Origin of the sequence: Streptomyces radiopugnans, assembly GCF_900110735.1 — a bacterium.
Taxonomy (GTDB): Bacteria; Actinomycetota; Actinomycetes; order Streptomycetales; family Streptomycetaceae; genus Streptomyces; species Streptomyces radiopugnans.
Genome location: NZ_FOET01000014.1, coordinates 1 through 12,668, shown reverse-complemented (window position 1 = coordinate 12,668; position 12,668 = coordinate 1). Strand labels below are relative to the sequence as shown.

Annotated in this window: 14 protein-coding genes and 3 tRNA genes; 3 read left to right on the top strand and 14 right to left on the bottom strand. The window is 72.0% G+C overall.

The window, feature by feature from the left end; genetic code table 11:
- Positions 1-58: 58 nt before the first annotated feature.
- From BMY40_RS21350 to BMY40_RS21340, 3 genes are read right to left on the bottom strand one after another with little or no spacing between them, the layout of a single operon-like run.
- Positions 59-1,225, bottom strand: a complete 1,167-nt coding sequence (locus BMY40_RS21350) for a D-alanine--D-alanine ligase family protein (RefSeq protein WP_093662082.1) — start codon at positions 1,223-1,225, stop codon at positions 59-61.
- Positions 1,226-1,263: 38 nt separating this feature from the next.
- Positions 1,264-2,265, bottom strand: coding sequence for an NAD(P)H-dependent glycerol-3-phosphate dehydrogenase (locus BMY40_RS21345; RefSeq protein WP_093662080.1), 1,002 nt, complete (start codon positions 2,263-2,265; stop codon positions 1,264-1,266).
- On the bottom strand, positions 2,262-3,107 hold the full coding sequence (locus tag BMY40_RS21340; protein ID WP_093662078.1) for a lysophospholipid acyltransferase family protein: 846 nt from the start codon (positions 3,105-3,107) through the stop codon (positions 2,262-2,264). The genes BMY40_RS21345 and BMY40_RS21340 overlap by 4 nt, the downstream gene beginning before the upstream one ends.
- A gap of 145 nt (positions 3,108-3,252) precedes the next feature.
- Between BMY40_RS21340 and cofC the strand changes: the two genes are divergently transcribed.
- On the top strand, positions 3,253-3,927 hold the full coding sequence (cofC, locus tag BMY40_RS21335) for a 2-phospho-L-lactate guanylyltransferase (RefSeq protein WP_093662295.1): 675 nt from the start codon (positions 3,253-3,255) through the stop codon (positions 3,925-3,927).
- Here cofC and BMY40_RS21330 read toward each other — a convergent pair.
- From BMY40_RS21330 to leuC, 5 genes are all read right to left on the bottom strand, one after another.
- A complete protein-coding gene (locus tag BMY40_RS21330; protein WP_093662076.1) occupies positions 3,899-4,144 on the bottom strand; it encodes a hypothetical protein in 246 nt (81 codons plus the stop codon). The genes cofC and BMY40_RS21330 overlap by 29 nt on opposite strands.
- A 182-nt stretch (positions 4,145-4,326) precedes the next feature.
- Entirely contained in the window at positions 4,327-4,956 is a 630-nt protein-coding gene (locus BMY40_RS21325; RefSeq protein WP_093662074.1) for an HU family DNA-binding protein, read from the bottom strand.
- Positions 4,957-5,081: 125 nt separating this feature from the next.
- Positions 5,082-5,342 (bottom strand): SCO5555 family protein, encoded by a 261-nt coding sequence (locus BMY40_RS21320; protein WP_093662072.1) that lies wholly within the window; start codon positions 5,340-5,342, stop codon positions 5,082-5,084.
- A gap of 271 nt (positions 5,343-5,613) precedes the next feature.
- A complete protein-coding gene (leuD, locus tag BMY40_RS21315; protein WP_093662070.1) occupies positions 5,614-6,207 on the bottom strand; it encodes a 3-isopropylmalate dehydratase small subunit in 594 nt (197 codons plus the stop codon).
- Positions 6,208-6,215: 8 nt separating this feature from the next.
- The gene (leuC, locus tag BMY40_RS21310; protein WP_093662068.1) at positions 6,216-7,640 is read right to left on the bottom strand and encodes a 3-isopropylmalate dehydratase large subunit; all 1,425 of its coding nucleotides are present in this window, start codon (positions 7,638-7,640) and stop codon (positions 6,216-6,218) included.
- Positions 7,641-7,792: 152 nt separating this feature from the next.
- On the opposite strand from leuC, the gene ndgR reads away from it, so the two are divergent.
- The gene (ndgR, locus tag BMY40_RS21305) at positions 7,793-8,512 is read left to right on the top strand and encodes an IclR family transcriptional regulator NdgR (protein WP_093662066.1); all 720 of its coding nucleotides are present in this window, start codon (positions 7,793-7,795) and stop codon (positions 8,510-8,512) included.
- Positions 8,513-8,629: 117 nt separating this feature from the next.
- Here the strand turns inward: ndgR and BMY40_RS21300 are convergent.
- From BMY40_RS21300 to BMY40_RS21290, 3 genes are all read right to left on the bottom strand, one after another.
- Positions 8,630-8,702: transfer RNA gene (locus BMY40_RS21300), tRNA-Glu, on the bottom strand.
- 25 nt (positions 8,703-8,727) lie between these two features.
- Positions 8,728-8,800, bottom strand: a tRNA-Glu gene (locus tag BMY40_RS21295).
- Between the two features lie 24 nt (positions 8,801-8,824).
- Positions 8,825-8,896, bottom strand: a tRNA-Gln gene (locus BMY40_RS21290).
- A gap of 274 nt (positions 8,897-9,170) precedes the next feature.
- On the opposite strand from BMY40_RS21290, the gene BMY40_RS29170 reads away from it, so the two are divergent.
- Complete coding sequence (locus BMY40_RS29170) at positions 9,171-9,410, top strand: DUF397 domain-containing protein (protein WP_093662293.1); 240 nt, start codon at positions 9,171-9,173, stop codon at positions 9,408-9,410.
- Between the two features lie 247 nt (positions 9,411-9,657).
- On the opposite strand, the gene gltX is transcribed toward BMY40_RS29170, so the two are convergent.
- From gltX to BMY40_RS21270, 3 genes are all read right to left on the bottom strand, one after another.
- Positions 9,658-11,151, bottom strand: a complete 1,494-nt coding sequence (gene gltX / locus BMY40_RS21280; protein WP_093662064.1) for a glutamate--tRNA ligase — start codon at positions 11,149-11,151, stop codon at positions 9,658-9,660.
- Positions 11,144-11,926, bottom strand: coding sequence for a fumarylacetoacetate hydrolase family protein (locus tag BMY40_RS21275; protein WP_093662062.1), 783 nt, complete (start codon positions 11,924-11,926; stop codon positions 11,144-11,146). The genes gltX and BMY40_RS21275 overlap by 8 nt, the downstream gene beginning before the upstream one ends.
- A 197-nt stretch (positions 11,927-12,123) precedes the next feature.
- Positions 12,124-12,668, bottom strand: a 545-nt coding sequence (locus BMY40_RS21270) for a GTP-binding protein (protein WP_101254505.1), incomplete at its 5' end; no start/stop codon positions are given.

Below are 12,668 nucleotides of genomic sequence, written 5' to 3'. Positions count from 1 at the left end.
CGTCCCGGGCCCGCGCTCCCCTCACGGGCCCGCGTCCCGCGCCGGCGGGGCGGCCGGGTCAGCGCAGGCCGGTCGGGCGGCGCAGGGCGGCCCTGATGAGGCGGTCGACCAGCTCGGGGTAGCCGACTCCGCTGGCCTCCCACATGCGCGGGTACATGGAGATGGGCGTGAAGCCGGGCATCGTGTTGATCTCGTTGATGACGAACTCGCCGCTGTCCAGCAGGAAGAAGTCCGCGCGGACCAGGCCCTCGCAGGAGGCCGCGTCGAAGGCGCGCACCGCCAGCTCCTGGACCTCGCGGGTCTGCTCCCCGGTCAGCGGGGCGGGCACCAGGCCCTCGGCCGAGTCGATGTACTTCGCCTCGAAGTCGTAGAAGTCGTGGGCCGTGGCCGGCGGGATCTCGGCCGGAAGGCTGGCGCGCGGGCCGTCCTCGAACTCCAGGACGCCGCACTCGATCTCACGGCCGCGCAGCAGCGACTCGACGATGATCTTGGGGTCGTGGCGCCGCGCCTCGGCGATCGCCTCGTCCAGGCCCGCGAGGTCGTCGACCTTGGTGATGCCGAAGGAGGACCCGGCCCGGGCGGGCTTGACGAAGACCGGCCAGCCGTGGTCGGCGGCGAAGTCCACGATCCTCTTCCGCGCGGCCTTCTCGTCCTGCTCCCACTCGCGCGGCCTGACCACCGTGTAGGGACCGACGGGCAGCCCGAAGGAGGTGAAGACCCGCTTCATGTACTCCTTGTCCATGCCGACCGCCGAGGCCAGCACGCCCGAGCCGACGTAGGGCACTCCGGCCAGGTCCAGCAGGCCCTGGAGCGTGCCGTCCTCGCCGTACGGGCCGTGCAGCATGGGGAAGACGACGTCGACCTCCCCGAGCACCTTGGGCACCGAGCCCGGCTCGCTGTAGACGACCTCGCGGTTGTGCGGCTCGAAGGGCAGCAGCACGGAGCCGGTGTCGGACTCGGCGAGCTGCTCCACGCTCGGCAGCGCGCGGTCGGCGATCGCCATGCGCTCGGGGTCGTCGGCGGTCAGCGCCCAGCGGCCGTCGGCGGTGATGCCGATGGGCAGGACGTCGTAGGCGCTGCGGTCGATGGCGCGCAGTACGGCGCCCGCGGTGACCACGGAGATCCCGTGTTCGGAGCTGCGGCCGCCGAAGACGACGGCGACGCGCGGCCGCCGGCCGGCCGGCGGGGGCGTCTGGGGGCCTGGGGAGAAGGACTGGCTGCTCATATCCGGGCGAGGTTACCTGACGTGACGGTGGTGGGCGGTCAGCGGCGCTCGGCCTTGGCGCTGCGCGACATCAGTTCCTTGAGGGCGACCAGCGGCGGCTTGCCGTCGTGGACGATGTCGACGACGGTCTCGGTGATGGGCATGTCGACGTCGTGCCGCCGGGCCAGGTCCAGCACCGACTCGCAGGACTTGACGCCCTCGGCGGTCTGCCGGGTCGCCGCGACGGTCTCCGCCAGGGTCATGCCCCTGCCGAGGTTGGTGCCGAAGGTGTGGTTGCGCGACAGCGGCGAGGAGCAGGTGGCGACCAGGTCTCCCAGGCCCGCCAGGCCGGCGAAGGTGTGCGCGTCGGCGCCCATGGCCAGGCCGAGCCGGGTGGTCTCGGCCAGGCCGCGGGTGATCAGCGAGGCCTTGGCGTTGTCGCCCAGGCCCATGCCGTCGGCGATGCCGACCGCCAGCGCGATGACGTTCTTCACCGCCCCGCCCAGTTCGCAGCCGACGACGTCGGTGTTGGTGTAGGGGCGGAAGTAGGGGGTGTGGCAGGCGGCCTGGAGCCTGCGGGCCACCTCCTCGTCGCGGCAGGCGACGACGGAGGCGGCGGGCTGCCGCTCGGCGATCTCGCGGGCCAGGTTGGGGCCGGACAGCACGGCGATCCGGTCCGGGCCGGCCCCGGCGACCTCCTCGATCACCTCGCTCATCCGCTTGGCGGTGCCGAGTTCGACGCCCTTCATCAGGGAGACGAGCACGGTGTCCGGCGGCAGCAGCGACCGCCACGCCGAGAGGTTGCCGCGCAGGGTCTGGGAAGGCACGGCCAGCACCGTGAACCGGGCCCCGGCCGCGGCCTCGGCGGGGTCGGTGGTGGCGCGCACGGCCTCGGGGAGGACGACCCCCGGCAGGTAGTCGGGGTTGGTGCGGGTGGTGTTGACCGCCTCGGCCAGCTCCGCGCGGCGGCCCCACAGGGTCACCTCGCAGCCGGCGTCGGCGAGCACCATCGCGAAGGCGGTGCCCCAGGATCCGGTGCCGTAGACGGCGACTCGCGTCACGCGCTCTCTCCCTCGGCTGCCGCGCGGCCGACGGCGTTCCGGCCGGCGGCGTTCTCCTCGCCGGCGCCGCGCCCCGCGGGCCCGCTGCCCGCGGCCGCCCTCGCGGCGGTCCCTCGACGGCGGCCCTGTGCGAGCGCCCGGCGGCGGTCGTAGCGCTGGGCGGGCGCGGGCTCGCCGCGCACCTCGGCCAGCAGTTGCGTGATCGCGTCCATTATGACGTCGGTGACCTCGCGCAGCAGTTCCGCGGTGGGTTCGCGGTCGTAGAAACGCGACAGGTCGACGGGCGGCCCGGCCAGCACCTTCAGGGTCCTGCGCGGGAAGAGTCGGATCTTCCTGATCCCCGCGTACGGCGGCACGGCCTCGTTGGCCCCCCACTGTGCGACGGGGATGACGGGCACCCTGGTGAGCAGGGCGACGCGGGCGGCGCCGGTCTTGCCCTCCATCGGCCACATGTCCGGATCGCGGGTGAGGGTGCCCTCGGGGTAGAACGCCACGCACTCGCCCCTGTCGATCGCCTCGACGGCGGCGCGGAAGGCGCTCACGGCGTCCGTGGTCTCGCGGTAGACGGGGATCTGCCCGGTGCCGCGCATCACCGCGCCGACGAATCCGCCCCTGAACAGGGAGTCCTTGGCCAGGAAACGGGGGACGCGGCCGGTGTTGTACTGGTAGTGGGCGTAGGAGAGCGGGTCCAGATAGGAGTTGTGATTCACCACGGTGATGAATCCGCCCTCTTCCGGAATATGCTCCATTCCGCGCCAGTCCCGCTTGAACAGCACCACCAGGGGCGGTTTCGCCAAAACCGCGGCAAAGCGGTACCAGAAGCCGATTCTGCGGCGGGACACCCGGACACCATCTCCTCTTGCCTGCTGCGGCACACGCGCCGCCGGGAACAACCGCACAAGTGTCGCCCCGGGCCGTCGCCCTGTCGAGCACACCGTAACCCCGCAAGGCCCCGGGCGACTCCGGCGGTGGGTGAGAATGGTGCCGATGCATCGCGACGACACGGCGCAGGCCGCGGCGGCCCGGGGCTGGACCCTGGTGGTGCCCCTCAAGCCCCTGGCGCTGGCGAAGAGCAGGCTGGTCCCGGCGGCCGGGAGGGAGCTGCGGTCCGGGCTGGCCCTGGCCTTCGCCCAGGACACCGTCGCCGCGGCGCTGGACTGCCCGGCGGTGGAGGGTGTGGTGATCGTCACGGACGATCCGCGCGCGGGGGCGGAACTGGCCGCTCTGGGGGCGCGGATCGTGCCGGACGCGCCGGGTGCCGGGCTGAACGCCGCGCTGGAGCACGGTGAGGCGGTCGTACGGTCGGGTCAGTCGGGGCGCCCCGGCGCTCCGGTGGCCGCGCTGAACGCCGATCTGCCCGCACTGCGCCCCGTGGAACTGGCCCGGGTGCTGGACGCGGCACGGGCGCACCGCCGGTCCTTCCTGGCCGACGCCGCCGGGATCGGCACCACGCTGCTCGCCGCGTCCGGCGGCGCGGCCCTGGCCCCGGCCTTCGGAGGCGCCTCACGCGCCCGTCATCTGCGCTCCGGCGCCGTGGAGATCACGCTGTCCGGGGTGGACAGCGTCCGGCGGGACGTGGACACCGGTGCGGACCTGGCCGCGGCGCTGGCCCTGGGAGTGGGCCCGCACACGCTCAGAACGTCTGCAGCGTCACCAGCGTGACCCGGCGCCGCCCGCCCTCGGCGCCGGTCCCGGTTTCGGCCCCGTTCTCCGTCCCGGTCTCGGTCTCGGTCTCGATCCGCACCCGCTGGCCCGGGCGCAGCAGTCGCAGACCTCCCGCGTCGAACGCCTCGGCGTCGAAGGGAAGGGGCGTGCCGTCGTCGAGGAGCACGCTGCCGCTGCGGGTCGCGGGGTCATAGGTGTACGCGGTGGCCTGCATGGCGCCGAGCCTAGACGAGCCGGGCGGACGGGCCGGGCGGACGGCCCGCCCGGCCCGGCCGGCCCGGCCGGGCGGTGGCGCGAACGGGCCTGGCGCTCACGGACCGCGGCCTTGAACGGACCGCGGGCCGGGCTCCCCTGGAGTCCGGCCCGGCGCGGTCACCGCATGTCCGTGTGCCCGGTTCACTTCCCGCGGGTCGCCGCCCTCTTGCGCGCCGAGGTCCTGCGGCCGGGGGCTTTCTTGGCCGGGGCCTTCTTGGCGACGGCCTTCCCGGCGCTCTTCTTGCCCGTCGTCTTCTTGGCGGTGGTCTTCTTCGCCGCCGTCTTCTTCGCCGGGGTGGCCTTGGCCGTCGTCTTCTTGGCGGTGGTCTTCTTCGCCGAGGCCTTCTTCGCCGCCGCCGTGGCCTTCTTCGCCGGGGCCGCCTTCTTGGCCGCGGCCTTCTTGGCGGCCGCCTTGCGGGTGGTGGCGCCGGTTCCGCCCGAGAGGCTGCCCTTGGGCGCCTTCTTCACGGCCACCTCGCCGCCCTTGGGGAGTTTCTTGGCGCCGCTGACCAGGTCCTTGAAGCCCTGGCCGGCGCGGAAACGCGGAACGGAGGTCTTCTTGACCCTGACGCGCTCGCCGGTCTGCGGGTTGCGGGCGTAGCGGGCCGGACGCTCCACCTTCTCGAACGAGCCGAAGCCGGTGACCGAGACCCGGTCGCCGGCGACGACCGCGCGGACGATCGCGTCCAGCACCACGTCGACCGCGTCGGCGGCCTGCTGTCGTCCGCCGAGCTTGTCGGCAATTGCTTCAACGAGCTGCGCCTTGTTCACGTCTTCCCCTTCGGAGGCATTGCCGGAACGAATCTGTCCGAGCTTTTTCGCACGTTAGGCAGATATTTACCGCAAATCAAACGCGAAACGTGCGAATCACCCTTGTGTCGCAACGAAATAGACCATCACGCACTTCGATCCGCGCGCCGGTCTTCCCGTTCTCCGGGGAAGAGGCCGTTACCCGCCTCGATGTCCTCCACCAGACGCTCCAGCCGCCGCGCCGCGCCGGCCAGGTCGTGCTTCGCCGCCGCCGTGACGGCCAGGAGCCTGCGGGAGAGCGCCGCCCGTACGTCATCGGGCACTTGCAGCGCGCGCACCATGGCGTGCGCCTCCTTCAGTCGGACGGCGACGAGGTCGTAGAGGGGGAGTTGACCGTCGCTTTCCATGTTCCGATTGTGCCATTGGGGGTGAGTTGTCACCCCGGTCGGCCCCAACACGCCGCGGGCGGACACGTACGGGTGAGGCAACTGCGCGGCGCGGGGCGGGACTTGCCCTCCCCTCTCCTTCCCTCTGTTCCCGCCCGCACGCCCGAGCGCCCCCGGCTCGTGGAGCCGGGGGCGCTCGAACGGGTGCGGGCGGGCGTCCGCCGCACCGGGCGGATGCCGGACGTCGGGACACCAGTGCCTCAGGACATCAGCGCGTCAGGATCTCAGCGCGTCAGACGACGAGCGTCTGCGGTTTGAAGGAGGGGCGCTTCGCCTCGTAGGCGGCGATGTCCTCCTCGTGGCGCAGGGTGATGCTGATGTCGTCCAGCCCCTCCAGCAGCCGCCAGCGGGCGTTCTCGTCCAGTTCGAAGCCGGCCTCGACGCCGGGCGCGGTGACCTTGCGCTCCACGAGGTCGACGGTGATCTCGGCCGTCGGGTCGGCCTCCGTCAGCTCCCACAGCGCGTCCACGGTCCGCTGCGGCAGGACGACGGTCAGCAGGCCGTTCTTCAGCGAGTTGCCGCGGAAGATGTCGGCGAAGCGGGAGGAGATCACGGCCTTGAAGCCGTAGTTCTGCAGCGCCCAGACGGCGTGCTCGCGCGAGGAGCCGGTGCCGAAGTCGGGTCCGGCCACCAGCACGGTGGCGCCCTGCCGCTCCGGCCGGTTGAGCACGAACTCCTCGTCCTTGCGCCAGGCCTCGAACAGACCGTCCTCGAAGCCGTCGCGGGTGACCTTCTTCAGCCAGTGCGCGGGGATGATCTGGTCGGTGTCGACGTTGGAGCGGCGCAGCGGGACGGCGCGGCCGGTGTGGGTGGTGAAGGCTTCCATGGCTTTCCTCAGACTCCCGCGAGCTCGGTTGCGTCGGACAGGTCGGCGGGCGAGGCCAGATGGCCCAGGACCGCGGTGGCGGCGGCCACCTGCGGGGAGACCAGATGGGTACGGCCGCCCTTGCCCTGCCTGCCCTCGAAGTTGCGGTTGGAGGTGGACGCGGCGCGCTCGCCGGGCTTGAGCTGGTCGGGGTTCATGCCCAGGCACATCGAGCAGCCCGCGTGCCGCCACTCGGCGCCGGCCTCCGTGAACACCTTGTCCAGGCCCTCCTCGACGGCCTGGAGCGCCACCCGTACCGAGCCGGGCACCACCAGCATCCGCACCCCGTCGGCGACCTTCCGGCCCTGGAGCAGGGCGGCGGCCGCGCGCAGGTCCTCGATGCGGCCGTTGGTGCACGAGCCGACGAACACGGTGTCCACGGCGATCTCGCGCAGCGGCTGCCCGGCGGTCAGCCCCATGTACTTCAGCGCGTTCTCGGCGGCCAGCTTCTCGCTGGGGTCGGTGAAGGACGCCGGGTCCGGCACGCTCGCGCTCAGCGGCGCGCCCTGGCCGGGGTTGGTGCCCCAGGTCACGAACGGCGCCAGCTCGGACGCCTCGATGACCACCTCGTGGTCGAAGACGGCGTCGTCGTCGGTGCGCAGGGTCCGCCAGTACTCCACGGCCGCGTCCCAGTCGGCGCCGGCGGGCGCGTGCTCGCGCCCGGCGAGGTAGGCGAAGGTGGTCCCGTCCGGGGCGATCATGCCCGCGCGGGCGCCGGCCTCGATGGACATGTTGCAGATGGTCATCCGCGCCTCCATCGACAGCTTCTCGATGGCCTCGCCGCGGTACTCGATCACATAGCCCTGCCCGCCGCCGGTGCCGATCCGGGCGATGATCGCCAGGATCAGGTCCTTGGCGGTCACCCCCTCGGGCAACTCGCCGTTGACCGTGATCGCCATGGTTTTGAAGGGCGCCATCGGCAGGGTCTGGGTGGCCAGGACGTGCTCGACCTGGCTGGTGCCGATGCCGAACGCCAGCGCGCCGAAGGCGCCGTGCGTGGAGGTGTGGCTGTCGCCGCAGACCACCGTCATGCCCGGCTGGGTCAGTCCCAGCTGCGGTCCCACGACGTGGACGACGCCCTGCTCGACGTCGCCCAGCGGGTGCAGCCGCACCCCGAAGTCCGCGCAGTTCTTGCGCAGCGTCTCCAGCTGGGTGCGCGAGACGGGGTCGGCGATGGGCTTGTCGATGTCGAGGGTGGGGGTGTTGTGGTCCTCGGTGGCGATGGTGAGGTCGGTGCGCCGCACCCGGCGCCCGTTCTTGCGCAGCCCGTCGAACGCCTGGGGGCTGGTGACCTCGTGCAGCAGGTGCAGGTCGATGAAGAGGAGGTCGGGCTCGCCTTCCGCGCGCCGGACGACGTGGTCGTCCCAGACCTTCTCCGCGAGTGTCCGTCCCATCGCTTTCCCTCCGACCGGCCGCACTGCCGGCCTCGTCTCGACATCCGTGCCGCCGTCCCCGCACGAGCGGGGTGGCGACTGTCACCCCAGCTTGGCGGGTTCCCGGGGAAATTGAACTTGCGTTTCGTAATGTGAGACGCGAATATCGTTGCATGGACAACTCTAGCGGCGTCGGCGTACTCGACAAGGCGGCTCTGGTATTGAGCGCTCTGGAGTCCGGTCCGGCCACCCTCGCCGGGCTGGTCGGAGCGACCGGGCTCGCGCGCCCCACGGCGCACCGGCTCGCGGTGGCACTGGAACACCACCGCTTCGTGGCCCGCGACATGCAGGGCCGTTTCATCCTGGGTCCGCGCCTGGCCGAGCTGGCCGCCGCCGCCGGCGAGGACAGGCTGCTCGCCTCGGCGGGTCCGGTGCTCACGCACCTGCGCGACGTCACCGGGGAGAGCGCCCAGCTCTACCGCCGCCAGGGAGACATGCGCATCTGCGTCGCCGCGGCGGAACGGCTGTCCGGACTGCGGGACACCGTGCCGGTCGGCTCCACCCTCCCGATGAAGGCCGGCTCCGCGGCCCAGGTCCTGATGGCCTGGGAGGAGCCGGAGCGGCTGCACCGCGGACTGCAGGGCGCCCGCTTCACGGCGACGGCCCTCTCGGGTGTGCGGCGGCGCGGCTGGGCCCAGTCCATCGGTGAACGCGAGCCCGGCGTCGCCTCGGTCTCGGCCCCGGTACGCGGTCCGTCCAACCGCGTGGTGGCCGCGGTGTCGGTCTCGGGCCCGATCGAGCGCCTGACCCGCCACCCCGGCCGGATGCACGCCCAGGCGATCGTGGAGGCCGCCGGCCGCCTCACCGAGGCGCTGCGCCGCAACGGCGGCTGAACGCCGGACGGATCGGGGCCCGGCCGCCGGGCCCCGCCGGGGCGACTCAGCCACGGGTGGAGACGCAGGCACAACGGAAAAGGCCCTCCGCCGAAGCGGAGGGCCTTTTCCCGTCTGTACCCCCGACCGGATTCGAACCGGCGCTACCGCCTTGAGAGGGCGGCGTGCTAGGCCGCTACACAACGGGGGCCCCAGCACGGTCCCGAAGGACCGAGTACCCCCGACCGGATTCGAACCGGCGCTACCGCCTTGAGAGGGCGGCGTGCTAGGCCGCTACACAACGGGGGCTTGGATCTCGCTGGGAAGATCGCGCTGGGGTACCAGGACTCGAACCTAGACTAACTGAACCAGAATCAGTCGTGCTGCCAATTACACCATACCCCACCGGAACTCAAGCTCTTGCGGAACTCTTCGTCCTGGTGACCGCCTTGCGTCTCCGGCCTTTCGGCCCGTTCCGCCTGGCGACGGGAAGAACATTACCCGATCGAAGCCCGTGCTCCAAAACGAGTTCCCGCCGGGTCGCCGGCGGCCGGAAACACCCGCCACCGGCACCACTCCCGTACGGAACGTGACCACGACGGCCGCTCCGGGCACATCGGTTCACACCCGGGCGATCACCACCGGCTGCCGGCCCGGTAGGTCACGGCCATGACCCGCCATTCCTCCGCCGCGCGCAGGTGGTCGTCGTCGAGCCCCACCCCGAGGCGGGTGCGCGCGTAAGCGGCGCCTTCCTCGACGCGTTCGGCCCTCCCGGCTTCCGTGGCGGCCTTCTCCTCGCAGCCGCAGCGGGGCCGAGGGCGGCGAGTGCCTGGAGGTCGCCGCCACCTGGGCCACCGTCCACGTCCGCGACTCCAAGGACACCGCCCGCGAAGCACTGTCCGTCGCTCCGGCCGCGTGATGTGATCCGCGTTCGTCGACTTCGCCCGCCGGGGCTCACCGGCGCCCGTTCTCGGCCGTCGCCGGCGGAGGGGGCGTCCGCCTGCTCCGGCGCGAGCGCCGTGCCGCCGGTGAGGCCGGGCCCGGCAGGCGAGGACGGGGTATGCCCCTGCCCCAGGCCCCGTGGCCGCTCCTTCGGGCGCGGCCACAGTCGTTGACGCCCCCCGCTCCCGGTGTTCGCACCGGGAACGGGGGGCGTCATGGACGGCTCACGCCTGTGCGGCGGCGGCCTCCAGCCTGGCCAGGGCGGCGTCCACGCGGGCCAGGGTGCGCTCCCGGCCCAGGACCTCCAGGGACTCGAACAGGGGCAGCCCGACGGTGCGTCCGGTGACCGCCACACGGACCGGAGCCTGGGCCTTGCCCAGCTTCAGCCCGTGCTCCTCGCCGGCGGCCAGGACGGCCGCCTTGAGGGCCTCGGCGTTCCACTCCGCCTCGGCGAGCTTGGCCCGCGCGGTGCGCAGCAGGGCGTCCGCGCCGGGCTTCATGGCCTTGTTCCAGGCCGCCTCGTCCTCCACCGGCTCGTCCAGGAAGAGGAAGTCGACGTTGGCGGTGATGTCCGACAGGACCGTGAGACGGGTCTGGGCCAGGGGCGCGAGCGCCTCGAAGGCGGCGCGGTCGAAGCTCTCGGGCGTCCACGGCGCGTGCGGGGCGGTCAGCCACGGCTCGCAGCGGGCGATGAACTCCTTGGTGTCCAGGTCCCGGATGTGGACGGCGTTGATGGCCTCGCACTTCTTGAGGTCGAAGCGCGCCGGGTTGGCGTTGACGTCGCCGATCTCGAAGGCGGCGACCATCTCCTCCAGCGAGAAGATGTCGCGGTCCTCGGCGATCGACCAGCCCAGCAGGGCGAGGTAGTTGAGCAGGCCCTCGGGGAGGAAGCCGCGCTCGCGGTAGAGGTTGAGCGAGGACTGCGGGTCGCGCTTGGAGAGCTTCTTGTTGCCCTCCCCCATCACATACGGCAGGTGCCCGAACCGCGGGGTGCTCCCGTTGCCCACGCCGATCTCCGCCAGCGCCCGGTACAGCGCGATCTGGCGGGGGGTGGAGGAGAGCAGGTCCTCGCCGCGCAGGACGTGGGTGATCTCCATCAGGGCGTCGTCGACCGGGTTGACCAGCGTGTACAGCGGGGCGCCGTTGGCGCGGACGATGCCGTAGTCGGTGACGTTCTCCGGGGTGAAGGTCAGCTCTCCGCGGACCAGGTCGGTGAAGGTGATCGTCTCGTCCGGCATCCGGAAGCGGACGATCGATGCGCGGCCCTCGGCCTCGTACGCGGCCTTCTGCTCGTCGGTGAGGGTGCGGCACTTGCCGTCGTAGCCGGAGGGCTTCCCGGCCGCGCGGGCGGCCTCGCGGCGCTCCTCCAGCTCCTCGGCGGTGCAGTAGCAGCGGTAGGCGTGGCCGGCCTCCATCAGCTTCCGCGCGACGTCGGCGTAGACGTCCATGCGCTGCGACTGGCGGTAGGGGGCGTGCGGGCCACCGACCTCGGGGCCCTCGTCCCAGGTCAGGCCCAGCCAGCGCATCGAGTCCAGCAGCAGCTCGTAGGACTCCTCGGAGTCGCGGGCCGCGTCGGTGTCCTCGATGCGGAAGACCAGGGTGCCGCCGTGGTGCCGGGCGAACGCCCAGTTGAACAGGGCGGTGCGGACCAGGCCCACATGGGGGTTGCCGGTCGGCGAGGGACAGAACCGTACGCGTACGTCAGATGCGCTAGCCACGCTTGATCACCTTGTTGGTGAGAGTGCCGATGCCTTCGATGGTGACGGCGACCTCGTCGCCGACGTTGATGGGGCCGACGCCCGCCGGGGTGCCGGTGAGGATGACGTCCCCGGGGAGCAGGGTCATCGCCTCGGTGATGTGGACGACGAGGTCCTCCACCGAGCGGACCATCTGGCCGGTGCGGCCGAGCTGGCGCTGCTCGCCGTTGACGGTGCACATGACGGCCAGGTCCGCCGGGTCGACGTCGGTGACCACCCACGGGCCCAGCGGGCAGGAGCTGTCGAAGCCCTTGGCCCGGGCCCACTGGGACTCGGCGCGCTGGACGTCGCGGGCGGTGACGTCGTTGGCGCAGGTGTAGCCGAGGATCACGTCGGCCACCCGCTCCCGGGGCACCTGGCTGCACATCCGGCCGATGACCACGGCCAGCTCGGCCTCGTGGTGCACCTCTCGGGAGAAGGACGGGTAGACGATCGGGTCGCCGGGGCCGATCACCGAGGTGGAGGGCTTGAAGAACGCGACCGGCACCTCGGGGACCCCGCCTCCCATCTCCGCGGCGTGCTCGGCGTAGTTGCGGCCGATGGCCACCACCTTGTTCGGCAGCACGGGCGGCAGCAGCCGCACCTTGTCCAGGGGGACCCTCTTGCCCGAGCGCTCGAACTCGGCGAAGGGATGGCCCTTGATGATGTCGAGGACGAGGCCGTCGCCGCTGGTGGCGTCCCCTTCCACGACTCCGAACGCGACGTTGCCGTCGATGGAGAATCTGGCGATGCGCACGGGTGGTGCTGCCCCTCGTTGATCGCGGGTGGGAGATGACACTCAAGGGTAAGCCCCGCACACTCGCGGTGTGCGGGGCCCTGCCGTGCGCATGTGTGGAGGTGTCGCTCCCGGGTAGCGATGGGAAGCGGGGAGGAGACTCTCCCGGCCGCCCGGCGCCGACTTGTTCAGCGCGGACTTGCTCAGCGCCGACCTGTTCAGCGCAGGCGTGCCATGAGCGCGTGCTCGACCAGTGTGATCAGCGCGCTCTTCGCCTCCGCCCGGTGCCGCGCGTCGGTGGTGATGATCGGCGCGTCCGGACCGATCTGCAGCGCCTCGCGCACCTCGTCCGGCGTGTACGGCTGATGCCCGTCGAACCCGTTCAGCGCGATCACGAACGGCAGACCCGAGTTCTCGAAGTAGTCCACCGCCGGGAAGCAGTCCGCCAGCCGGCGGGTGTCCACCAGCACCACCGCACCGATCGCACCGCGCACCAGATCGTCCCACATGAACCAGAACCGGTCCTGGCCCGGCGTACCGAACAGGTACAGGATCAGGTCCTGGTCCAGCGTGATGCGGCCGAAGTCCATCGCCACCGTGGTGGTGGTCTTGTCGGCGGTGTGCGTCAGGTCGTCGATTCCGGCGGACGCGGCGGTCATCACGGCTTCGGTGCGCAGCGGGTTGATCTCCGACACGGCGCCCACGAAGGTCGTCTTGCCCACGCCGAACCCGCCCGCCACCACGATCTTCGCGGAGGTGGTGG